The organism is Acidaminobacter sp. QWL-03, from assembly GCF_058683855.1.
Genome location: NZ_CM178752.1, coordinates 2,579,593 through 2,602,678, shown reverse-complemented (window position 1 = coordinate 2,602,678; position 23,086 = coordinate 2,579,593). Strand labels below are relative to the sequence as shown.

Genomic DNA, 23,086 nt, shown 5'->3' with positions numbered 1-23,086 from the left:
CTTTCAAATAATTAACTTCCCATAAACGGCTCCAAACACAATTTATTCATCACAGGAGGATTCCAATGAGTGATCAGAAATCAACCCACGACATAATCCAAAGCCCCGACATCTGGGGCGGCTTGAACCAACCCCAAATCACCACAACTGAGGCGGACGCCGTTGTCTTTGGCATCCCTTGGGACGGCTCTGTCAGCTTCAGATCCGGTGCCAAGGAGGCGCCAAACGCCCTCAGGTCTATTACCTACACTGTAGCGCCAACGACCGAAAGGTTTGAATCTCTGGAGAGCTTCAAGATCAAAGACATAGGCGATTTTGAAGGATCCAACCGGGATCAGGTTTTCAGTCAGGTGGAGGATACCGTGGCGGCGTTGGTGAAGGAGAAAAAGTTTTTTACTATGATTGGCGGCGACCACTCGGTGACCATTCCGGTACTGAAGGGCATTGACAAGACCATCGGCAAAGCTTTCGGGATTATTCACATTGACGCGCACTTTGACCTCTGCGAGGCGCTGGGCGGGGACACGCTTTCCCACGGCTGCACAGAGCGGCGGGCGCTGGAGCTCGACAACGTGACGGGGCCTGAAAACCTGTTTTTTATTGGCATTAGGTCCGTGGAGCCTCAGGAGCTGGCGTTCATCCAGAAGACACCGGTTCCGGTGATTAGCGCCCGGGATTACTCCAAAATGGGCACAGCGGCGGTTATCGAGAAAGCCAAGGCGGCACTCGCGCACTTGGACGCAATTTACATCACCCTAGACATCGACGCGCTGGATCCAGCCTACGCGCCAGGAACGGGCACGCCGCAGCTGGGCGGGCTTACAGCCAGAGAGCTGCTGGACCTGCTGGAGGGCTTGTTCGAGCTGCCAGTCATAGGTTTTGATGTGGTGGAGGTAGCGCCTGCGCTGGACGCGTCCTGGACGTCTGTTTTCGCCGCGAGAAAAATTGTCATGGAGTGCTGGGGACATGTGATGAGGAAGGCTGGGCGGTTATAACACCCACTCGTGATTGAATGACCAGAAGTGAACATGCTAGTTTGATTTTCATTTTTTCGACTTGAATTTTATAAAGAGATCTGCTATTCTAGAAAAGAATTGAATCGAAATGGCGATGGTGTTCGCCTTTAACCGCTGACAAGCTGATGACACCTGTCGAATATATTCGGCAGGGTCATTTTTTGTTTTTGACTATTTAAGGGGGGTAGCATTATGGCAACCAGTCTCGCGATCATCACACTTTTTGGACTTCTCATGAACACTCTGTTTACAAGGCTCAAGCTTCCCGGGCTCCTTGGCATGCTGCTTTTGGGCATTGTTATTGGTCCCCATGGCGTGAACTGGATTGGACCCGAGCTCATGTCGGCTTCCGCGGACTTCAGAAAAATCGCGTTGATCATCATCCTGCTCAGAGCTGGACTTGGCATTGGCCGTGAGTCACTGAATGATGTAGGTGTGACCGCGTTAAAAATGAGTGTCCTCCCAGGTGTGTTTGAGGGTTTGACTGTGGCTTTTGTCGCCACCAAAGTCTTCGGCTTCACCTTCATTCAGGGGGGCATTCTAGGCTTTATCCTGGCGGCGGTCTCTCCGGCAGTTATTGTTCCCATGATGATCCAGCTCTCGGAGAAGGGTATTGGAACAAATAAAAATATTCCAACGCTGATCCTGGCAGCGGCATCTGTGGATGATGTGGTTGCCATCACCATCTTTTCCTCATTTCTTGGACTCTACAGCGGCGCCCATGTCAACATAGGCGTTCAGATTGCCATGATTCCGGTCTCGATCCTGTTGGGGATTGGCGTCGGTATCCTCAGCGGCTTTCTTCTGGTCTGGATGTTCAAGAACCATCATATCCGGGACACCAAGAAGGTCTTGATTATCTTAGGTATTGGGATTATGCTGACAGCTCTGGAGAACGCATTAAAAGCCAGGATAGAAATTGCTGCACTCTTGGGGGTTATGACCATCGGCTTCATAATCCTTGAAAAGAGGCCCGTGGTAGCCCACCGGCTGTCGCACAAATTCAACAAGATCTGGGTGTTCGCGGAAATTCTGCTGTTTGTCCTGGTGGGCGCTCAAGTGGATCCTTCCATTGCGGTGAATGCCGGACTTCCGGGGCTTCTGATCCTGGGTGCCGGCCTGTTCGCCAGAAGCCTGGGCGTACTTGCTTCAACGGCTATGACCAATCTGAACCTCAAAGAACGGCTCTTCTGCGTGCTGGCTTACTGGCCGAAAGCCACAGTTCAAGCGGCTATTGGGGCCATTCCTCTCTCCCTTGGGGTGAAAGACGGCGAGTTGATTATGGCCATTGCAGTGCTTTCCATTATTGTGACCGCACCACTTGGCGCTGTGGCGATTCGGCTGACTTCAAACAAGCTGTTGAGCCAAACCGAAGTCATGAAAGAGCGAGTCATTGAATAATCCCTGGGCGTTCACAGCTGTGCACAGCCAGATCTGATTTTTCGCAGAGCCATCTTGGCGGATTTTCACAGGCTTGAGTGACGCAATAAAACAAATGCCCGTCAAAGCGCTGTCAAGGCTTTGGCGGGCATTTATTCTGTGCGCCCTGTTCGGGCGTTAACTTGGTGGTGCGGCTGTGATCAGGATGGGATCTTTCTAAAGGTGATATAGCGCTTGTGATCTGTGTAGACAATCTCCAGATGGTTAAGCGCCGCGATTGTTTCCATGGTCTTCAGCGAAAAAAATGAGATGTGCGTCATGTCCCTGAGATAGTGGGACTTCAGGATGGCCTCGTCCTCCTCCGGATGGAACAGCGTCATGACCGCCAGAAGCCCATCCTCCCTCAGATGATCCCGGGCAAACTCAAAAAACGCCAGTGGATCCGCGAGGTGCTCCACGACCTCCGTGGACGTGATCAAGTCATAGCGTCGGTCTTGGTACACTTTCTCCGCCGCGTAGAACAGGTCGTAAATGTCCATGTTATACCCATAGTCCCGTGCCAAAATCTCGGCCAGTACCGGCGACGGCCCGCTTCCAAAATCAAGACCTTTTCTGCCGATGGTCATAAAATCCACCACCGCCGCCTCAACAAACCGCCTGAAATACTCGACATAGCTGGAATCCTCGATGGAATTCGAATGGAGGTCGTACTCCCTCAGTTCTTCAGCGGTGGAAAGATAATGGGTTTCGGACTTGAAGACAAAATCGCACTGAGTGCAGCGATAAAACTTTTGATTTGTCGTGGGGTGAATTAATTCTCTTGTCGGTGTGTTGCATATTCTACAGAAGATAAGATCAAACTCCTTTGAAAAAAGCGGAAAGCATAAGCGGATGTCAGCGGCCTGAAGCCTGTAGACACCCGCTTACACGTTGGACGTCGTTTTATCCTATCTCAATAAGGGGGCGGCTGTCAAATGAGCCTTCTGCTCGGAAGACGGTGTCTGACACCAGCTTCTCATTGTTAAAAGTCACCCATTACCTTCAAATGTTCATTAAAGATAACAGTCTGTCCAAGTTGATTTGGATGCGGATCGCAAAAACTCCTGTAGAAACCAGTCAGGCTGTCTTTATTGGAATGGGCGTTAAAGGCGTCGTAGACGTCCGCAACTCTGTAATCGAAGTCCTCAGCTAACAAATCGCTCCAGTCTGTGTCTTCCAGGGTCAATGTATTCTCAATGATATAATTCAGACCTAATTCTGACCCGGTACTGGCTGAGAAGTATGGATCCACTTGGTTGTAGAACGAGTCTGTCAAGCGGTAAGGATTGTAAATCGTCATGACGACCAGGGTGACGTCCGGATTCAGAGTTTCAATCCTGTTGATCAATTGAGGCCAGTACAGTTGAAAGCTGTCCCTGCCGTTATTTGCGACAGTCCAGTTGATATCATATTTCAGCAGACCGGAAGAGCCTCTGCCGGCGGCATCCATGATGTCATTTGCGCCGACACATAAGGTTATGACGTCAGCAGCAGAAATTTCATTTATAATCGTATTAATCTGATTGTAAACTTCCACAGTGTTATAGCCACTGACACTGGCGTCGAAGAAGTCGACAGAAGCGACTCCAAGACTGCGTGCAAGCTGCTCCACGTAACTGTCAGTGTCGGTACCTCCGAATAAATAGTTCAAAGCGCTGGTATAGTAGCGGCCATATGGAATGGAATCACCCAGTGCGACGTATTTCAGTGGTTGTGGCTGAGACCCGGTGATGGTCACGGTGACGAGGGCGGTGGATCCGCCGTTCAGTGAATACTGGAAACTGCCCGTTCCGACGAAATTATGAGCAGGCGTAAAGGTCACGCTGTTTCCATCGTTAATGGAAACAGCGCCATTTTGTGGGTTCGAAACTGCGTTAATTGTTTTTATACCACCATCAACATCTGTATCATTTGCCAAGACATCAATGATGACATAGGTATTCTCCATTGTGGAAGCGCTGTCGTTAACGGCAACAGGCGGATCATCCACAAGAGAGACTGTAACACTAACCATGGCAGCATCAGCGCCGCCCTTGCCGTCCGATACAGTAACTACAAAGGTGTCAGAACCATTGAAGTTTAAAGCTGGCGTATAAGTAACGGTCAAACCATTAATGCTTGCGCTGCCATTCGCGGGTGCACTTGTGATACTTGCTGTCAGGGCGTCGCCATCCTGATCGGTTGCAATTATTGTCCCGATAACTGACTGATCCTCATTAGTTGACAGCGAGAGATCATTGGCAATCGGTGGATTATTTGTGGTTGAGCCACCTTCAACAATGAAGGTAACTGTAAGGGTAGCGCTTTTGCCACTTCCATCCGTAACCGTTACAACTTCGTCATGAGTGCCCGGTCCGGGATTTGTGAAAGTATACACGGCTTTTTCAGAGACGACAGCGGTTTTTTTGTAAATTAAAGATAGCGACTTTTGTGTCAGATTTTCAGACTCTGTCCAAATCAATTGTGATTTAGAGGTCCCATACTTAGCCACCACTTCAAACTCGAAGTTCTCTTCAGCAGCTAATGTCTTGGTGAATGGAAGTGTCGTAATGGTTACGGGTGTAGTTGTACCTGGTTTAGCCGCGTACGCGCCCAAGTTGAGGGTCGTCATCATCAAAATCAAAACAATCGCAAGTGACAAAGTTTTCATCAAACAGCCAGGTTTCATGCTGATCCTCTCCTTCAAAAACGCCGATAAAAAAGGGCATCGACTTTGCTATGCTCAGTTCAAAGAGATCTCTGTGAGAACATGAAGAAATATTGAATTTATATGCAGGCTCAGATTAGCTGTTCACAGGTTGTCTTAGGATGGCTTCCTGTTGCACATACTCTTCTTCGCCTATATTTATACCCTGAATCCGCCTTGATATCACTTGCCCTGACTGGTGTTGAGCACAATAAATAATTCATTAAATTTCCAAAATATACAGTAAGATATTTTTATTTTTTCATGCATTAAAGACAATTGGTCGCATTAAGAGTTGCCTATTCTGGATAAAAAGTTTAATAAAGAATTCAAAAAAACACTTTACCCCCATAGGGAGGGGGTGTATAATAAAACCAGTGATAGATAAAAATAAAACGGAGTGATCGTATGTCATTTTTGAATGTTGAATTCCCAGGCGGCCTTAGAGTCGATGCCAGACTTAAAAACCATGTCATCAAAACAGATCAGCCTGCCAGAGCAGGCGGCGAAGGCAGCGCGCCATCGCCTTTCGAGCTATTTCTTGGCTCACTCGCAACCTGCGCCGGCATCTACGCCCTCAGCTTCTGCAAAAACAAAGGCCTCTCCACTGAGGGGATGGATCTCACTATGGATCTTGAAATGAATCGCGAGACTGGCATGATAGCCAAAGTCTCCATGAACCTGAACTTGCCGGAAGGCTTCCCTGAGAAGTACAGAGAGGCAATACTCCGCTCCATGGACCTCTGCGCCGTCAAGATGCACATGCATCAGCCGCCGGAGTTTAACATTACGACGTCGTACAAGTAGAACTGGGTGTCTGACACCAAGTTTCTCCTCTCAAAAAGAAACTCGGTGTCAGACACCAAGTTTCATTAAAGAATTGCAAAATGACTTCCACACTCGGAACCTGGTTGGATCCGGTGTGGAAGTCATTTTTTGTGCTTTAGGATGAGGGGAAAAGACGATGTTATTATTTCGTTATGGTGAAATAAATTATATAATATCTGTAAAGTGAATAGAGATCAGAGCTTTAAACGGCTTGGAGTGGGATCCGTGACCATCGGCTAAAAGCTCTGGGAGAGTTACAGTTAAAAAGTATTTTTTTCGAGAAGGGTGGAGAACGTGTGAGAAGTAAGTTTTGGGCAATATTTGCAGTCCTGGTCTTGTTATTCTCGATGACTGGGTGCAGTGATTCTGATCAAAGCGCTGAACCGCAGGTGGGCGAACCCGAGCAAGTGTCTGAGGCACCGGCGGATCGTGAGGTAAAAGTCCAATTTAGCTATGAGGGGCGTTATGCGCCGGATCTGAACGAGTTTTATGTCGTAGCAGGCGAGCACGCGCATATTCCCGTTGGTTATGATGTAATCATCAGCGCGCCCGGGGACGCGGACCGCAAATTCAAAGTGGTGGTTACACCCCGTGAAGGCGCGGACCGGATTGAAGGCATCTATGAAACCAGCGATGAGACCTATAACAAGGACTTCGACGAACACGTCCTTATGGTTGAGGACCTTAGGCACCTCTATTCTCAGTATGCGCCCAATTTGGAAGCGACTTGCCAAGTTTATGACGTGACAGCAGCAGAAACCCTTGTATTTGAGGGCACGGCCACCGTGCTGGCTTTGGAGGCGCGGGAGCTGGAGCTGCTGAGCCTGGACGTGAAAGCGTCCTCAGTTTCGGCAGCCGTCACCCATCACGCGGATATGGAATACGAGTGGCGCATGAACACAAGCAATGAATTGTCGCTGGCGCCTCAGAGCGGCAGCCTGGGCTGGAGCAGTGAAAGCTTTAATTTGGATGATGAGACGGAAATTGCCGTGAGCCTCTATGACACACAGGGGCGCTTTAATAATTTCCTGTTTATTTATCCAGAATAACAGGACAAATTAAAAACCACTTCAACGTCTGATTTTCAACGTTTGAAGTGGTTTTTTGGCTTGAAAGTCCTAAACTAAGAACCACGTCTGGCTTCCTCCATCCGCCGGAGGGTCCTGTGAGCGTACAGCACTGCCACGCCTGCGGCGATCCAGTTGTCAATGACAAGTCCCGTCCAGATGCCCCGGACGCCCATGGCAAGGGTTGTACCCAGAAAGTAAAACATGAAGGACGGTAGGGCGATTTGCCGCAGGAAGCCGACGCCCATGGCGACATAAGGCCGCTTTGAGGCCTGCATGATGGCGAGGGAGATATTGACCAGCATATAGGCATTGAAAACCAGAACGACAATGCGGATGATGGTTATACCCGCGGATACCACGGCGGGGTCGTTGTTGAAGGCGGAGATCAGCACCCTGGCCAGCAGAAAAATGACGACCATACCGGAGGTCATGAGGATAAAGCCGTACTTCAGGCACTGCCTGTAGACCTCCCGCACCCGGTCCAGCCGCCCGGCGCCAAAGTTCTGGCCGGCTATGGTGAGAACAGCCATGTTGAGGCCCAGAGCCGGCAGCGTTGTCAACTGCTCAATCCGAAGGGCGGCCCCATAAGCCGCGACCACCGCATCACCGCCGTAGTGCATGGCGTAAGCGTTGACTATAAACAGTCCCAGGGAGTTAGTCATCATATTGAGGCTGGCTGGCAAGCCCTGGTGCAGGATCTCCAGCATGGTTCTGACAGATAGCCTAGTGGCCTTTAACAGGTCCAGGCTGAAGGCCGGGCTCTTGACGACCTTCCTGGCCAGATAGATGTTGCCATAGAGCTGTACCAGAATGGTGGCGAGGGCCACGCCCGCGGTGCCCATGGCCGGAAAACCCAGCCACCCAAACATGAAAATAGGGTCCAGGATGATGTTGAGCACAAAGGCGACGATCAGATAGTTCCGGTTTGACCGCGTGTCCCCCTGGGAGGCCAGCATGGCATTCAATATGTGATTGGAAATGAAAAAGACCGCCCCTAAAAAGATCACATCAATATAGCGGACCCCATGATCCAGGGCCTCGCCCCTGGCGCCCATGAGCTCAAAAATTGGACGTCCGGCGAGGAGCCCCACAGCCATGAGGATTAGCCCCAGGATCCAGACCAGCACCAGGGCGTTGATTCCCAGCCGGTGGTAATCCTCCCGTGACTTTCGCCCGAGGGCGTTCGAGATCAGGGCGGTGGACCCGGTGCCCAGCCCCGAGCTGAACGCAATCACCATGAAGAAGATGGGAAAGGACATGGAGAGCCCGGCCAGGGCGGTGGTGCTGATCTTCCCGGCATAGAAGGTGTCCACCACGTTGAACATGGTGTTGAAGAACCACCCAATGCTGGCAGGTATGGTCAGGCGCTTGATGTGGGCCTTGATGTCGCCTGTGGTGAGATCGGTGTGGGTCATGGCGGGGCCTCCCTTCGTCCATGTGACGTCTTTATGGTCTGCCTTTCGTTACTTTAAGTATAGCACGATCCGTTGAGAGTGGAAGAGATTAGAAAAGGATAAGGGCGGAGACTCTGCCTATTGTAACGGTCCCAAAACGGGTATAAACTTAAAATACGTTTGAGTTTCACTGTTGTTTTGGTATTGTTTGGATGTGATCAAATGTGTTTTTTAGATAATAAATATTGTTTGCAATGTGGCTTTTGTGGATGGGGTGGACACGTGGAGAAAATGAACAAGTTAGAGAGTAAAGATGTGCCAGTGGATCAGTCGCGTGCACCACGGCCGGACCAGCTCCTGAAATGGTATTTTATGAATGCCCGTGATCTGCCATGGCGGGAAAGTCATGACCCCTACAGGATCTGGCTGTCTGAGGTTATGCTGCAGCAGACTCAGGTGGTGACGGTGATTGGGTATTTTTTGCGTTTTGTCGAGCGATTTCCCACGGTTCAGTCGCTGGCAGAGGCTGAAGAAGATGAGGTTTTCAAGCTCTGGGAGGGCCTGGGCTACTATTCCAGGGCCCGGCGGCTGATCCCGTGTGCCCGGGCGGTGGTGGCGCAGCATGGCGGAGTTTTTCCTGATTCGCTGGAGGAGATGCTGAAGCTCCCGGGCGTGGGGCCTTACACTGCGGGGGCGGTGCTGAGCATTGCTTTTAATAAGAGGGTACCGGCGGTGGATGGCAACGTCCTCAGGGTGGCTTCGCGGTGGTATGCCTATGATACGGATATCCGGCTGCCGGCCGCCCATAAGGCTATTGAAACACGGCTGATGGAGGAAATGCCCGAGGACGCCCGGCACTTTAATCAAGCGCTGATGGAACTTGGGGCCTGCATTTGCACGCCTAAGAATCCGGCATGCGGCCGGTGTCCGGTAGCGGAGGAGTGTGAGGCGCTGTCGCAGGGATTGGTTGAGGTGTTGCCTTTTAAATCAAAGGCTAAGGCGAAGGTTGAATCTGAGAAAGTGGTGGCTTATGTCACTTGCGGAGACCTTGTCCTGATTGAAAAGCGGGCGCCGGACGTTCTCTTGGGGAGTCTGTGGGGATTTCCAGTGGTGGATTTGCCTGAGGGTGTTGGTGCCGGGGATGAGGCGGCTTATCGGGCTGTCGAAGCGCTGCTCTTGGCGGACTATGGGGTGGAGCTTGTGGGCTGGAAGGAAATTGGGACCGGCGGTAAGGTGCTGGGCACTGCAACCCATGTGTTCACGCACCGTGTGTGGAAGATGCATTTGATGGGCTTCGAGGCAGCCGCAACCGTGGAAACGGATCTGCCGGAGACGCGGTGGGTGCGACCATCGGCAATCAAGGGCTTTGCACTGCCCACAGCGTTCAAAAAGCTGCTTCGCGCGGCGAAGCTGGACTAAAATGTAGATTGGTGACGCGGACGGTTTTGAACTTGGTGACGCGGACAACATTCAACTTGGTGACGGGACAGTTTTGAAAACGGGGACAGAGCTAAGTGTAATTTTACACTTTTAGGAGGGCGACAATCATGGAAAAACGGAACAGCCGGGGTCAGACCCAGGCGGAATTTCTGGCAGACTACCACGCCAAGCCTCACGCGTATCCCAAGCCGGCGTTGACGGCGGACCTGGCTGTTTTCAGGCGTGTCGGCACCGGTGCTGGCGAAAGTAAGAAGAACACACCAAAATGGCAAATCCTGGCCGTGAAGCGGGGCAACCATCCCTGCATGGATCAGTGGGCGCTGCCCGGCGGCTTTTTCGACGTCAAAACGGACGAGACGCTGGAGTCATGCGCCATCCGCGAGCTCTGGGAGGAGACGGGCCTCGTGGCCGGGACGGTGTTCCCCCTCGGCGTTTACAGCCAGATGGACCGCGACCCGCGGGACCGGGTTGTGTCGCAGCTGTTTGCCTCGGTGATGCCCGACGGTTTCACAGAACTTCTTATAGCCGATGATGACGCCGCCGACGCCCAGTGGATGGACCTGGAGGTGTTGTGGTTTCAGACACCAGGGAAGTCGACGGTCGCCGAAAGCGAGGCGGACACGGAGACGGAAGCAAAGCGCTACTGCAAGATTGTGCTTCGACACGGGGAGGAAGTGGCAGAACAGTCGCTGGAGGTCACCGAACGCTGGGTGGATTTGGGTGTGAGGAAGGGCAGGAAGGTGGGGGTTGTGACTATCGGCAAAGGCAGTCTTGCTTTTGATCATGCGGAGATGATCCTGGAGGCGTACAGGTGGCTGACGGGAGAGTAACGGCAACTCAGGTGGTCGACATAGACTAAAAGCGAAAATGAAAAAGCCGACTTTGGAGGTTATAACCTCGCAAAGTCGGCTTTTTTGGGCTTTATTGTTTATAAACTTGATGGAACCGGGAGCTGTGAAACTGGGTGTCTGCAGCTAGCGCCTTTCAACCCTCGGACCCCCTAGTTTCAATTTTTTCTACAGCGCGCCCAACTTCTGTCCCATCTCAAAGCATGCCTTGATGGCGTCTTCATCCGGATTCCAGAGGGCTTTCATGCCGTCATCCACCAGCTCGAAGCCGGCTTTTTTGAGTTCCTCGTTGAGGATGCCCACGCTCTCACCGCTCCAGCCGTAGCTGCCAAAGGCGGCCGCTTTTTTGTTCTTGAAGCTGAGGCCCTTGACCATGTCGAGGACGGCGGCCATATTGGAGAGGATGCTCTTGTTGATGGTAGAGGAACCGGCGAGGACCATCCGGGATTTGAAGACTTCCGCGACAACGTCGTTTTTGTCAGAACGGCCGACGTTGAAGAGCTTGATGGTGACGTCTGGGTTGACGGACTTGATACCATCGGCAATAGCCTCGGCCATGCGCTTGGTGGCATCCCACATGGTGTCGTATAGGAGGGTGATCTGGTTCTCCTGGTAATTGTCCGCCCACTTCATGTACTGCTCGACGATCTGGACCGGGTTGTCGCGCCAGATGATGCCGTGGGAGGTACAGATCATGTTGACCGGGAGGTTGAAGCTGAGGACCTGCTCGATCTTCTTGGTGACGAGGGCGCTGAACGGGGTCAGAATGTTGGCGTAGTATTTGAGGGCTTCCTGGTAGAGTTCAGCCTGGTCGACCTTGTCATTGAACATGAGCTCGGAGGCGTAGTGCTGGCCAAAGGCGTCGTTGCTGAAGAGGATGCTGTCCGCGGTGTAGTACGTGAACATACTGTCCGGCCAGTGGAGCATTGGGGCCTCGACAAAGATGAGCTTGCCCTTGCCAATGTCCAGGGTGTCGCCGGTCTTGACCTCGACGAAGTTCCAGTCCTGATGGTAATGGCCCTTCAGGGATTTGACGCCGTTTTTCGTGCAGTAGATTGGCGTGTTCGGGATTTTCTTCATGAGCTCAGGCAACGCGCCGCTGTGGTCGACCTCCGCGTGGTTGGCAATGATGTAATCGATGGAATTCAAATCAATCTCATTTTCCAGCTTGGCGACGTATTCCTTCGAGAATGGCATCCAGACGGTGTCAATCAGGACGGTTTTTTCGTCGCGGATCAGATAGGAGTTATAGGACGAGCCGCGGTGGGTGGAGTATTCCTCACCGTGGAATTTCCTGAGTTCCCAGTCGATTTTTCCTACCCAGGTGACGAGATCTGTGACTTTGAATGACATAAAGACGCTCCTTTCGAAATTTTGTTGTTGTTGTTGTTGTTGCAGTTGAAAGACAAAAGATTGATGATTAATGATTAAAGCTTAAAGATTAAAGCTTAAAGATTAAAGCTTAAAGATTAAAGCTTAAAGATTAAAGCTTAAAGATTAAAGCTTAAAGATTAAAGCTTAAAGATTAAGTGAGGGGCTGCCGATGGTGACAGCACCCAAATTGTGTCCAAATTGTGTGAAGCTCTGGCACCAAATTCAAGTTGGTGACAGGCACTCAATCCGAAACTGTCCGCGTCACCAACCTGCGAAAATTGTAAATTACTGGCGTGCGTGTTTAAAGAGGATATTGTTTTCCAGGTGTACGTGGTGGAAGGTATCAATTTCGAGCTCCGCGAGTTTCTTATAAGTGACCCCGAAGGTCGTGCAGCCGTCCGCCGGAACTGAGTAGTGGTCGGTGATTTCCCTGAGGGCCTTGAGGAGGTCGCCGGCACCGTCATGCTCAGCCTCGAGCTCTGTGATCAGAGCCTTATACTTCTCCTGGCCCAGGGCTTCGTAGCTTTCCGCGCTCTTGATGGCAGGGAAGAGGATCTCTTCTTCTTTGACCAGGTGGCCTTCGAGCTCCATTCTCAGCAGGCTGAACTTTCTGTGAACCTCGAAGAGCTCCGGATGGTGCACGCCGTGTACTCTCAGGATCTTGAACATCAGCTCGGAGATCGTAGGCAGCGTCTCCTTGAGGAAGCGGTGGTGGGTAAGGACAATATGGTTCACCAGTTTGACCGGAGACTCCTTGACCCAGTCTGTCCAAGCGGCGTCGCGCTCCTGACTTTCCTTATAGGAAGCTTCCAGCGCAGCCAAAATAGTTTGCGGGTCCGCGCCTGCCTCCAGGATGCCGGCCTCCAGGGAACGGTCGCCGCCGCAGCAGAAATCGATCTGATTGGTAATGAAGGTATCCGCAGCAAGCGGGAAACGAGTGACAATGTCACCAAGGCTATCTGTTAATTTGAATTGAGTATTCATGAGTATATCCTCCTGTCATATTGGTTGATGGTTTTTTGGATGGCCGATGGTCACCCATCCCGCATCCATTCATCACGCCCACCACCACTCGGCAGCAAGCGTTGTTTTGTTTTCTGTGACTCCATCATACGACAGGATGAGAAATAAGAATGTGATTTGAATCAAATTTTGATAGAATGAAAAAGAAAAATAAAAAAGGTGAAACTGGGTGTCTGACACCGAGTTACTCTACTATTCAAACGAAACTGGGTGTCAGCGGCCTTTGGCCTATCGACCCCGAGTTACTCTGTCAGCGGCCTTTGGCCTATTGACCCGAAGTTTCTTCATTTACCCCGAAATTCGACCAAAAACACGAGGTGACCCCATGGATCCCAAATTCATCATCAGCCAAAACCAATGCCTGACCTGCGGCCACAAGCACTGCGCCAAGAAGGTTTCCCTGTTCGCCAACCTCAGCGAGGACGACCTGGATCAGGTCGTGAGCCTGGTCTCCAGGCGCCGTGTGGCAAAGGGCGAAACCGTCTTCTCCATAGGTGACCCCTCTGAAAGCCTGTATATTGTCAACAGCGGCAGTCTGAAGGTCTATGTCCTGAGCCGGGAAGGTCGGGAGCAGATTCTCTACTTTTTAAAAGAAGGCGAATTTCTGGGGGACGTCCACCTCCTGAAAACCGGGACCTTCGACTATGAAGCCATGGCTCTGGAGGATACCCATCTCTGCATTATCCATAAAAAAGACTTCGACCGTCTGATCCTGGAGCGGCCGGAGATCGCCATCAAGCTCCTGGCTTATGCTCATGACCGAATCGTGGACCTGGAAGAGCTGATCCAGACCCTGACCACCAACGACGCTGAGGCGCGTCTGGCTGCGCTGCTGATTTCTCTGGCGGATTCCTCCGGCAAGGAAACGGCCGAGGGGATCGAAGTCACCCTGACCATCAGCCGCGAAGATATGGCGAGACACATTGGGCTCACCCGGGAGACCATCAGCCGCAAACTGGGGCAGTTCGCCAGCGCCGGCATCCTCTATTTCAAGGACAACAAGCACCTGGTTATCAAAGATATGGAGCGGCTGTCGGATTACGATGCCATCGGGCGGAATTGAAGGGGGAAAATCCTAGGGTTTCAATAGTTAAAAACGCTACAATATTCAGACAATACCACTAAAAAGAACTAAGTATTAAGAAAAAATGACATAAAATCGCATCTTGGCACCGAAATAACCGGCGCTCAAGGTGCTTTTTTTTACGGAAATGTAACAGATGTTGACATAATATTCTGGCAACCACCCCTAAAGTCCATTTTATAAAAATGAACAAAACCACTCACATCCTAAGTTATAACCAATTTTCAACGAAATAAACAAACACTCAAATCAATTTGGAAATCCATAGGGATTATGAAAAAGTCGTAATAACTCGAAACCCTTGCAATCACTCAATTTTTAAGAATTCGACCAATTTCTCCACTGCCGTTGACGCCCTATAAAGTGCTGGTTAAGATGAGAGTGTCTTTCATTTACCTCATTAAAATCATAGGAGGCAATCATGAGCGCAGAACTTAGTATGAAACAAAAATCGAAATCACAAGACAACAACAAAAAGGGACTTTTTATGAAGTTTCTCGATGTTGTCGAAGTCATTGGCAACAAACTTCCACACCCTGTCACCATTTTTCTGATTTTTAGCGCATTGGTCGTCGTGGCATCATCACTGGCAGCAAACGCGGGCATCTCAGTCGAATTCATGAAAATCGACAACAAGACTTTTGAATCCGCTCTGACCACCGTCACCGCAGTCAGCCTGCTCAGCCCGGACGGCATCCGGTTCATGTTCGAGAGCGCGGTGAAAAACTTCACGGGCTTCGCGCCCCTGGGCACAGTGCTCGTCGCCATGCTGGGCGTCGGCGTCGCAGAGGGCACGGGCCTGATCCAGGCGCTCCTCCGCAAGCTCGTCATCAGCACCCCTAAGCGTCTGATCACCTTAGTCGTCGTCTTCGCGGGCGTCATGTCCAACGTCGCTTCAGACGCGGGCTATGTTGTCCTCGTTCCGCTCGGCGCAATCGTCTTCCTCAGCTTTGGCCGCCATCCGCTGGCAGGTCTTGCGGCAGCGTTCGCCGGCGTTTCCGGTGGTTTCAGCGCCAATCTTCTCATCGGCACCATTGACCCGCTTCTCGGCGGCATCAGCACCGAAGCGGCGAAGCTCCTCGACCCGACCTACACCGTTTCAGCCACTGCAAACTGGTACTTTATGATCGTCTCCACCTTTGTCATCATGCTCGTAGGCGCCTGGGTCACCGAGCGCATTGTCGAGCCGCGCCTCGGTGACTACAAAGGCAGCGAAAAAGCCGACCTCCACGACATCAACGATGACGAAAAACGCGGCCTCCGCTTCGCAGGCATCGCTATGGTGCTCTTCATCGCCGGCATGGCAGCCATGATCGCGCCAGCGACGGGCATCCTCCGGGACCAGACTACTGGCGAAATCCTCGGACACTCGCCGTTCATGAACAGCATCGTCCTGGTTATCGCCCTCTTCTTCTTCCTGCCGGGTCTCGCGTACGGCCTCGGCGCAAAGTCCATCAAAAATGACAAAGACGTCGCCCACGCCATGGGCAAAGCGATGAGCACCATGGGCGGCTACTTGGTCCTGGCTTTCGTCGCGGCGCAGTTCGTCGCTTACTTCAGCTACACCAACCTCGGCACCATCCTCGCCGTCAAAGGCGCGGCGTTCCTCGAGTCCACCGGCATGGTCGGCCTTCCGCTGATCCTGGGCTTCATCCTGGTGTCCGCGTTCATCAACCTGTTCATTGGCTCCGCATCAGCGAAGTGGGCCATCATGGCGCCGGTCTTTGTCCCGATGTTCATGGCCCTCGGCTTCACGCCTGAGTTCACCCAGGTCGCGTACCGAATCGGAGACTCTTCCACCAACATCATCTCGCCTTTGATGTCCTACTTCGCAGTCATTGTCGCTTTCGCGGAGAAGTATGACAAGAAAATGGGCATTGGCACCATCATCTCCACCATGCTCCCGTATTCACTGGCGTTCCTCTTCTTCTGGACGGTGCTTATGATCGTCTGGTACGTCGCAGGCTGGCCAATTGGTCCGGACGCGTTTATCTTCATGAAGTAGAATTAGTTGTTGGGAAGAATGACCATCGGCAAAGGGTTTAAGAGTTTTTAAAGGCCTTTAAAGGCTTAAAAGATGTCTCTGCCGATGGTCACCCCACCCAAACCTCGCCAATGGTAATCATTGGTGAGTTTTTGTATAATGGAAAAAGAGTTAGGATAAGATCAAAGAACAAGGAAGGAAAATGGGCTTCGCGCCATTTTCCATTTGGAATCAGCGGAAGCGGAAGTCGGTGTCAGGCACCGCCTTCCCTTTGAAGCATGCAGAAGGAGGCAATCCAGTGGGGATCAATCAGGATCGTATCGTCAATGCTTTTTTGGACTATGTTAGAATTGACAGCCCGACCAAAAGTGAGGGGCAATTCGCGGCGTTTATCGCGGAGGAGCTCAGAGGCCTGGGCTTCGAGGTCACTGTGGATGATGCCGGCGAAAAGGCCGGGTCGGATACGGGCAACGTCATTGGTGTTTTAAAAGGCGTGAGGCCGGTGCAACCGGTACTGTTCAGCTGCCATATGGATACGGTGTCGCCGGGCGTGGGCATCAAGCCGGTCATTCGGGACGGGGTCATTTTCAGCGATGGCACGACCATTCTCGGCGGCGACAACAAAGCCGGGATCGCGGCGGTGATTGAAGCGGTGCGCGTTCTCAAGGAAGAGGGTGTGGCTCACGGCGACATTGAGGTGTCCTTCAGCATTTATGAGGAAGGCGGCCTCTTTGGGGCGAAGTATCTGGATTATTCGAAGCTGAATTCCAAGATTGGCTTTGTACTGGACAGCGGCGGAGACCCGGGGCAGATCATCATTCAGGGACCGGCGCAGGATAAAATCACGGCGAAGATTATTGGCAAGCCTGCCCACGCCGGTGTCAGCCCGGAAGAGGGCATCAGCGCCATTCAGGTGGCGGCGGCGGCCATCAATGAGATGAAGCTTCTTCGCATTGACGAGGAGACCACGGCCAATATTGGCAATATTGAAGGCGGCGTCGCCACGAATATTGTCTGCCCGGAGGTCCTGATCAAGGCGGAGGCGCGAAGCCTCAGCAAGGAAAAGTTGGCGGCCCAGTCTCAGCATATGGTGGATTGCTTTAAGCGCGCGGCGGAGAAATTTGGGGCTGTCGCTGAGGTTGAGGTCGAGCGCATGTACGACCCGTTTGTGATTTCTGAAAACGATGAGGTCGTTGAAATTGTTCGGGAAGCTTGCAGCATGATAGGGTTGAAGGCATTCACGGGCTCCACCGGCGGCGGCAGCGACACCAATGTGTTCAATGCCAACGGCATCAAAGCGGTCAATCTGGGTATTGGCGAGCGCAAGCCTCATACCCTGGAAGAGCATCTGTGCATTGAAGATCTGGTCAATACGGCGAGATTAGTGCTTGGGATTGTACAGTCGGTGAAGTAGATCAACTGGAATTGTAGTGAATTGTTTGAAGCTCTGGCACTGAGATGAACTCGGTGACAGGTACTGAAATGAACTTGGTGACAGGTACTGAGATGAACTCGGTGACAGGTACTGAGTCAAACTCGGTGTCAGACACCGACATAAATATGGTGACAAGTACAAAAAGAAACTTTGTACCTGTCCCCATTCTCATTAACAGGCACTGAGATGAACTTGGTGTCAGACACCGACATAAATAGGGGGACAGGTACAATAAGAAACTTTGTACCTGTCCCTATTCTCATTTACAGCAGCGGTCTTTTTGCAATTATTTATGCGATTTTGCATCATTCATACCAATTGAGGGGGTAATTGGATCGGGGTATTGGGTATATATTGAAGACAAAAAAGCGACGGTTTTAGTTTTTTCTGACAGGTGGTGCTGGTATGAGTCCTGAGTTGAAGGGTGGATTAAAACTTGTAATTGCAGCGGTCTTGTCAGCTGTGATCGTATCTGCCTGTGCCTCGGAAGTGCCGGAGACCAATGCACCTGCGCCCCAGCCGGCAAGTGAAACCGCTGCGCTTTTTTCTTCCATGTCAGAGAATGTTGACAAATACAGGGTGTTGATTGGCCTGAAGCAGTCGAGGATTGAGGCTATGTTTGATGAAACGCCAGAAGACATCAATGACTCAGGCATAGAGTTTAAGCACTCAGGCATAAGAATCTGGTTTGATGAGGTTAATGGTCGTGCGGTACATGTCATGATTTTGTCCAAAGACGTCGACTTCAATGGCGCCAGGATTGGCGACAGTGAGCAGGCCTTCGGGGATGCCTTTGAAAAGGTCGTTGACAATCACCCGGGTTCAGGGTATAAGGATTATGAATATGTGGACCTCGTTCTCAGGCTGTATTATGACGCCGCCAGCGGCAAAACAGAAGCAGTCAGCCTGATGCTGGAGCCACCTGAAGGAGGCACGGAGAAGTGACTTTCAAAAAACCAATTAAGAGAAAATATATGCAGGGTACAACCCCTATTGAAGCGTTGAAAAGAACATCGGAGGTCCTCGGCGGACCTCAGCTCTACATAAAAAGGGACGACCTTTCTCTGCTCGCCGGCGGCGGCAACAAATCCAGAAAACTGGAATATCTCGTCGCTGATGCTATGCTAAAAGGCGCAAAGACCCTCGTGACCTGCGGGGCTTACCAATCCAACCATGCCCGTTTAACCTTGGCAGCGGCGAGGAAAGAAGGACTGAAATGCCACTTGGTACTTTCTGACCCCACCGGCCACAGCCGCTCGAATGAAGAGGCCAGCGGCAATCTGTTTCTCGACCGCTTGATGGGGGCAGACAAACTAATCCTGAAGCCTAAAGATACAGACCTTTTTCACGCTCTGGATGAAGAGGTTTCTGCCTGCGCGGAAGCGGGCCTTGAGCCTTACGCCATCACCCTTGGCGGCTCCAGCGTCTTGGGCTGTCTGGGCTATGTGGACTGCGCCCTGGAGATTGCCGCACATGAAATTTCAAGCAAAGAAGAATTCGACTATATTGTTGTGCCGGTTGGCAGCGGCGGCACCGCAGCAGGTTTAATCGCCGGGCTGCGAGAGACCGGAAGCAGAGCGAAAGTCCTGGGGATGAACGTCCTCATGAAGAAAGTGACTCAAGAACCGCGGATCTGGAGGCTGGTTCAAGAAATCGCTGGGGTTTATCAGGTTGGCCGCGGCGCCTCTCAGGAAGACGTCAAGTGCTTTGACGATGGTCTCGGTCCCGGTTACGCCCTTCCCACAGATGAAATGATAGAAGCCGTCAAGCTCCTCGCTGAAAAGGAAGGCATCCTTCTGGATCCCACCTACACCGGCAAGGCCTTCGCAGGACTCATCTCACTGATACGAAGCGGCTTCTTCAAACCAGAGGACAAAGTCTTGTTTATCCATACCGGTGGTTCGCCGGCACTATTCGAGCATCAGGAATGGTTTCTGGGAGTGGGAAACAAAAAATAACCAAACTACTGAAAGCGAGGCAAGTGACTAATGACCTACATCGACGCCGTCCGGCACTTCAGAGATAAATCCAACTATGACTACAGCTGCTCGGAGACCATGGTGGCAGCAGCCAACAAGGCCTACGATCTCAATTTGCCGCCAGAGGTACTCAGAGTTATGGCTCCCTTCAGCGGCGGCCTGCTGACCGAAGACGTCTGCGGCATTCTGACCGGTGGACTGGCCGTGATTGGCCTGCTTTACACCAATCACGTCGCCCACGACAGCGATCAGATGGTGGCGGTCTCAAAGGCCTTTGTCAGTCAGTTCAAAGAGACCTTTGTCACTTCCCAATGCGTCGATTTGAAAGCCGTCTACCGAGATGAGCAGGCCGGCTGCACGGACTTGATTATTCAAGGCGCAGCGGTGCTCGAAGCCATCATTGAAGCGAATCCAAGGGTGTAAGTAGTGTGAGAACCGAAAAGAGGGGGGCGGCGGAGTCCCCCTCTTTTCGGTTTTTTAAATAGGAGGGAAGCCAGCAAAGATAAAAGAGAGATTTTAGCCGATGGTCACCCAACCGCCCCCTCAGAAGGGCTGGCTCCGGTGCGCTGGCTTCGCCTCCTCTTATAAATAAATTTGACACACAACCCCATTGACAATTGTACTAATTAGTAATAAAATGAAATCATGGACAACCAAGAAAAACAACCTAGAACCTACAGCCCCCAGGAAACTCTGAGCCTCAGGGCGCTCGTGGCACTGTCGAGGGGATCCACTTCCATGCACAGGCGAGAATACCGGACCATCAAGGAGGGTGGCCTGACGGTATCACAGTTCGCCGTTTTGGAGATCCTCTATCACAAAGGCCCGCTGAACATTCGCGCCATCATTGAAAAGACCCTTTCCAGCGGCGGCAATATGACCGTCGTCATTGACAACCTCGTACGTGAAGGCTTGGCCCAGCGCCAGCCGGATCCGGAGGACGCCCGTTCTTCCATCATTTCATTGACAGAAAAAGGGCAGGAAAAAATGGAAGCCATGTTTCCACTTCACCTTGAAAATATCGTCGAGATTTTCAGCGCCCTCAGCGACGAAGAGAAGCGAACGCTGATCGCTTTGATGAAAAAACTCAGCAGACTCGGAGAATAAGACAAATAGGATTTGAACCTTAACCCCAAAAAAATTTAATGGGGTCATTACACACCAAAAGGAGAAAAAACCATGACCTTAGATCAAGTTTATGACAGCCGCAGAGCAGTAAATTTCTTTGATAAAGAGAAGCCCCTCGCTGAAGCGACGCTGAAAAATATTGTGGATATGGCGGTACTGGCACCATCGGCATTCAACCTGCAGCCTTGGGAGATCATCGCGGTGAAATCAGAAGAAGCGAAGGCAAAACTCCACGCCGCCGCCAATAAACAGCCAAAGATTCTGGACGCGCCGGTGACGCTGATTATTGTGGGCAACCGTAAGGGCTTCGAGGCTTCAAACCCGGTCTGGCAGGACAAAATTGACGCGGCGGGCGGCGACCCTTCCAAGGTCAAAGGCGCCATGGAAGCCGCGGCCAGACTTTACGGCTCCACAGAAGAGCGCAGCATCAAGTTTGCCGAAAGCAACGCTGGCTTGATCGCCATGTCCATCCTGTACGCCGCGAAATACTACGGTGTGGACTCCCACCCTATGAGCGGCATGGACTTCGCCGCCGTCAAAGAAGCCTTTGAAATAGGCGATGGTAAAGAGCCCGCCATCCTCATCTCCCTGGGGTACCGGGATGAGTCCAAGACACTCCACGCCCGCGCCAAGCGCCGCGGGTATGACGAGGTTGTCACGGTTCTGTAGAGATTTGGAGTAAGAGGCTTTGGTGGGCTGCAGACCACTCATGGAATTTGCGGTCAATGCGGAAGTAGGTGTCTGACACCAACTTCCGCAAACCGGGGTCAATAAACTGCAGGCCGCTGACACCAATTTCTGCCTTCAAAAAACGACAAAGACACGTTCTCTGTTCATGAAAGTGAATAGAGGACGTGTCTCTTCCTTATGGGGATAGGGGCGATAAGCCGCAGATTCTAACTTCAAAGCGCCTATTTTAATTATTTATTATGCACGTGGTCAAAATGACCCATACCTCGTCCATTCCAACGCCTGCCGTCACTCATGAGGATGTTCCTTTGGGTGACCATCGGCAGACTTACTTTCAGAATCAGACAAAATCCTGTCCAGCATCTCCTCCAGAGCGGTTTCGAAGACGGACTCAGGCGCTTTCTTCGCCTTGTGGCCTTTGGGATAAATGCCGTGCTTGCGTCTGAGCAGCTGGCCAGTGAAGCGGCGGTCCATGAGGAGATCAATGTTATCCTCCGTAAACTCCCGGCCCATGGGGTGGATGGCGAAGGCCTTCCTGGCCATGACCAGTGCCGCGAGGCCGGTATCCTGGGTGATCACCACGTCCCCGGGCTGGAGCTGGTTAATGATATGAAAGTCCACGCTGTCCGGGCCTCCTGAAACCGTTTGGATCTCCAGGTCGGTTCGGTCGTAGTGGTGATGGATGTTTTTCACAAGAATGATTGGCAGCTGTCTGGCCTTCCCGACGCGGACAATCGCGTCGACGACGGGGCAGGCATCGCCATCGATCCAAAGCTTCATGGGATCACCTCGATTTTGGAATTGTTCAGCATGGAGTGCAGGAAAACAGGGTAAAATGAAAGGGTAAGATTAAGGTTAGGAGGCGTTGAAATGTCAAATCCCCAAAAGCAGAGAAAAATTCTATTGGACCTCGCGGTGACCTTAGACGGATTTATTGAAGGCAAGCATGGAGAAATTGACTGGTGCATCATGGAACCGGACATGAAATTCACGGATTTCCTAAATCGAATAGACACGATCCTGTATGGCAGAAAAAGCTATGACTTGTGGGGCCAATATATCCCAGATACCTATGCTTCTGCCGATGATAAAGAAATCTGGGACTTAATCCTCGGCATGGAGAAAATCGTTTTTTCCAAAACGCAGACTGGGACGGATCAGGGTGCCAAATTTATAAGCGACAATATCTTTGAAGAGATTAACGCACTGAAGCTTAAACCAGGCAAAGACATCTGGCTGTATGGCGGATCGAGCATGATCACAACACTGTTGAATTTGGGTGTCGTTGACGAATTTAGACTTTCCGTTCACCCGGTCATTTTGGGCGAAGGAAAACCTTTATTTGCAGAGATCAAACAGCGGGTGAATTTGAAATTAATTGAATCCAGGGCGTATGCTTCCGGGGTAGTCCAACTCATCTACGGACTTGAGGAATAGGACCCTCGTTGGAGGGTTGGACTTCCAATGAACCATTGAATTTACTTTCTTAGGTTAAGTGTCTCTTAATGTCAGGCAATATTCAACTTCAATTTTAATATTGAGTAAAAAAAATGCAGCGCTCACAGGCGCTGCGAAAATATAAAAAGGAAACATCCAGATTGCCACATTGGGGTGCTGCGTGTTATGAATTGCGTGTCGCTTGATGTGCGTTGTGCGCTTCAACCGGAAGGCGCTATTGCTGGGACTGA

At 51.5% G+C, this 23,086-nt stretch carries 21 protein-coding genes and 1 riboswitch; of the genes, 15 read left to right on the top strand and 6 right to left on the bottom strand.

What is annotated here, in order from left to right; translation table 11 throughout:
* Positions 1-65 precede the first annotated feature (65 nt).
* Both speB and AC4PHM_RS12145 read left to right on the top strand, forming a co-directional pair.
* Positions 66-995 (top strand): agmatinase, encoded by a 930-nt coding sequence (speB, locus tag AC4PHM_RS12150; protein WP_492018027.1) that lies wholly within the window; start codon positions 66-68, stop codon positions 993-995.
* A 102-nt stretch (positions 996-1,097) separates the two neighbouring features.
* Positions 1,098-1,158, top strand: a riboswitch (Fluoride riboswitch).
* Between the two features lie 50 nt (positions 1,159-1,208).
* Positions 1,209-2,417, top strand: a complete 1,209-nt coding sequence (locus AC4PHM_RS12145) for a cation:proton antiporter (protein WP_492018026.1) — start codon at positions 1,209-1,211, stop codon at positions 2,415-2,417.
* 179 nt (positions 2,418-2,596) lie between these two features.
* Here AC4PHM_RS12145 and AC4PHM_RS12140 read toward each other — a convergent pair whose 3' ends face one another.
* Both AC4PHM_RS12140 and AC4PHM_RS12135 read right to left on the bottom strand, forming a co-directional pair.
* Positions 2,597-3,022 (bottom strand): class I SAM-dependent methyltransferase, encoded by a 426-nt coding sequence (locus tag AC4PHM_RS12140; RefSeq protein WP_492018025.1) that lies wholly within the window; start codon positions 3,020-3,022, stop codon positions 2,597-2,599.
* A gap of 395 nt (positions 3,023-3,417) precedes the next feature.
* Positions 3,418-5,103, bottom strand: a complete 1,686-nt coding sequence (locus tag AC4PHM_RS12135; RefSeq protein WP_492018024.1) for an Ig-like domain-containing protein — start codon at positions 5,101-5,103, stop codon at positions 3,418-3,420.
* A gap of 426 nt (positions 5,104-5,529) precedes the next feature.
* Here AC4PHM_RS12135 and AC4PHM_RS12130 point away from each other — a divergent pair, with 426 nt between their 5' ends.
* Together AC4PHM_RS12130 and AC4PHM_RS12125 are read left to right on the top strand one after the other, a co-directional pair.
* Positions 5,530-5,928 carry an OsmC family protein gene (locus tag AC4PHM_RS12130; RefSeq protein ID WP_492018023.1) on the top strand — a complete coding sequence of 133 codons (399 nt, stop codon included), beginning with the start codon at positions 5,530-5,532 and terminating at the stop codon, positions 5,926-5,928.
* Positions 5,929-6,245: 317 nt separating this feature from the next.
* Positions 6,246-6,998: a hypothetical protein gene (locus AC4PHM_RS12125; protein ID WP_492018022.1), complete on the top strand. Its 753-nt coding sequence runs from the start codon at positions 6,246-6,248 to the stop codon at positions 6,996-6,998.
* Between the two features lie 74 nt (positions 6,999-7,072).
* Here the strand turns inward: AC4PHM_RS12125 and AC4PHM_RS12120 are convergent, their stop codons facing one another.
* Entirely contained in the window at positions 7,073-8,434 is a 1,362-nt protein-coding gene (locus AC4PHM_RS12120; RefSeq protein WP_492018021.1) for an MATE family efflux transporter, read from the bottom strand.
* 270 nt (positions 8,435-8,704) lie between these two features.
* Here AC4PHM_RS12120 and mutY point away from each other — a divergent pair, with 270 nt between their 5' ends.
* Together mutY and AC4PHM_RS12110 are read left to right on the top strand one after the other, a co-directional pair.
* Complete coding sequence (gene mutY / locus AC4PHM_RS12115) at positions 8,705-9,832, top strand: A/G-specific adenine glycosylase (RefSeq protein ID WP_492018020.1); 1,128 nt, start codon at positions 8,705-8,707, stop codon at positions 9,830-9,832.
* A gap of 128 nt (positions 9,833-9,960) precedes the next feature.
* Positions 9,961-10,683 carry an NUDIX domain-containing protein gene (locus AC4PHM_RS12110; protein WP_492018019.1) on the top strand — a complete coding sequence of 241 codons (723 nt, stop codon included), beginning with the start codon at positions 9,961-9,963 and terminating at the stop codon, positions 10,681-10,683.
* 186 nt (positions 10,684-10,869) lie between these two features.
* Here AC4PHM_RS12110 and AC4PHM_RS12105 read toward each other — a convergent pair whose 3' ends face one another.
* Both AC4PHM_RS12105 and ric read right to left on the bottom strand, forming a co-directional pair.
* Positions 10,870-12,054, bottom strand: coding sequence for an anaerobic nitric oxide reductase flavorubredoxin (locus AC4PHM_RS12105; protein ID WP_492018018.1), 1,185 nt, complete (start codon positions 12,052-12,054; stop codon positions 10,870-10,872).
* Between the two features lie 306 nt (positions 12,055-12,360).
* Positions 12,361-13,059: an iron-sulfur cluster repair di-iron protein gene (gene ric / locus AC4PHM_RS12100; RefSeq protein ID WP_492018017.1), complete on the bottom strand. Its 699-nt coding sequence runs from the start codon at positions 13,057-13,059 to the stop codon at positions 12,361-12,363.
* Positions 13,060-13,423: 364 nt separating this feature from the next.
* On the opposite strand from ric, the gene AC4PHM_RS12095 reads away from it, so the two are divergent.
* The 8 genes from AC4PHM_RS12095 to AC4PHM_RS12060 all read left to right on the top strand — a co-directional run bounded on the left by AC4PHM_RS12095 (position 13,424) and on the right by AC4PHM_RS12060 (position 21,377).
* Positions 13,424-14,161 (top strand): Crp/Fnr family transcriptional regulator, encoded by a 738-nt coding sequence (locus tag AC4PHM_RS12095; RefSeq protein WP_492018016.1) that lies wholly within the window; start codon positions 13,424-13,426, stop codon positions 14,159-14,161.
* A gap of 442 nt (positions 14,162-14,603) precedes the next feature.
* On the top strand, positions 14,604-16,187 hold the full coding sequence (locus tag AC4PHM_RS12090) for an AbgT family transporter (protein WP_492018015.1): 1,584 nt from the start codon (positions 14,604-14,606) through the stop codon (positions 16,185-16,187).
* A gap of 277 nt (positions 16,188-16,464) precedes the next feature.
* Positions 16,465-17,580, top strand: a complete 1,116-nt coding sequence (locus AC4PHM_RS12085) for a M20/M25/M40 family metallo-hydrolase (RefSeq protein WP_492018014.1) — start codon at positions 16,465-16,467, stop codon at positions 17,578-17,580.
* 426 nt (positions 17,581-18,006) lie between these two features.
* Positions 18,007-18,546, top strand: a complete 540-nt coding sequence (locus AC4PHM_RS12080) for a hypothetical protein (RefSeq protein ID WP_492018013.1) — start codon at positions 18,007-18,009, stop codon at positions 18,544-18,546.
* On the top strand, positions 18,543-19,559 hold the full coding sequence (locus AC4PHM_RS12075) for a D-cysteine desulfhydrase family protein (protein WP_492018012.1): 1,017 nt from the start codon (positions 18,543-18,545) through the stop codon (positions 19,557-19,559). The genes AC4PHM_RS12080 and AC4PHM_RS12075 overlap by 4 nt, the downstream gene beginning before the upstream one ends.
* 30 nt (positions 19,560-19,589) lie before the next feature.
* On the top strand, positions 19,590-20,003 hold the full coding sequence (locus tag AC4PHM_RS12070; RefSeq protein ID WP_492018011.1) for a C-GCAxxG-C-C family (seleno)protein: 414 nt from the start codon (positions 19,590-19,592) through the stop codon (positions 20,001-20,003).
* Positions 20,004-20,318: 315 nt separating this feature from the next.
* On the top strand, positions 20,319-20,687 hold the full coding sequence (locus AC4PHM_RS12065; protein ID WP_492018010.1) for a MarR family winged helix-turn-helix transcriptional regulator: 369 nt from the start codon (positions 20,319-20,321) through the stop codon (positions 20,685-20,687).
* Positions 20,688-20,759: 72 nt separating this feature from the next.
* On the top strand, positions 20,760-21,377 hold the full coding sequence (locus tag AC4PHM_RS12060) for a nitroreductase family protein (RefSeq protein ID WP_492018009.1): 618 nt from the start codon (positions 20,760-20,762) through the stop codon (positions 21,375-21,377).
* A 309-nt stretch (positions 21,378-21,686) separates the two neighbouring features.
* Here AC4PHM_RS12060 and AC4PHM_RS12055 read toward each other — a convergent pair whose 3' ends face one another.
* Positions 21,687-22,178, bottom strand: coding sequence for a YaiI/YqxD family protein (locus AC4PHM_RS12055; protein ID WP_492018008.1), 492 nt, complete (start codon positions 22,176-22,178; stop codon positions 21,687-21,689).
* 90 nt (positions 22,179-22,268) lie between these two features.
* On the opposite strand from AC4PHM_RS12055, the gene AC4PHM_RS12050 reads away from it, so the two are divergent.
* On the top strand, positions 22,269-22,835 hold the full coding sequence (locus AC4PHM_RS12050; RefSeq protein ID WP_492018007.1) for a dihydrofolate reductase family protein: 567 nt from the start codon (positions 22,269-22,271) through the stop codon (positions 22,833-22,835).
* The last annotated feature ends 251 nt before the right edge of the window (positions 22,836-23,086 follow it).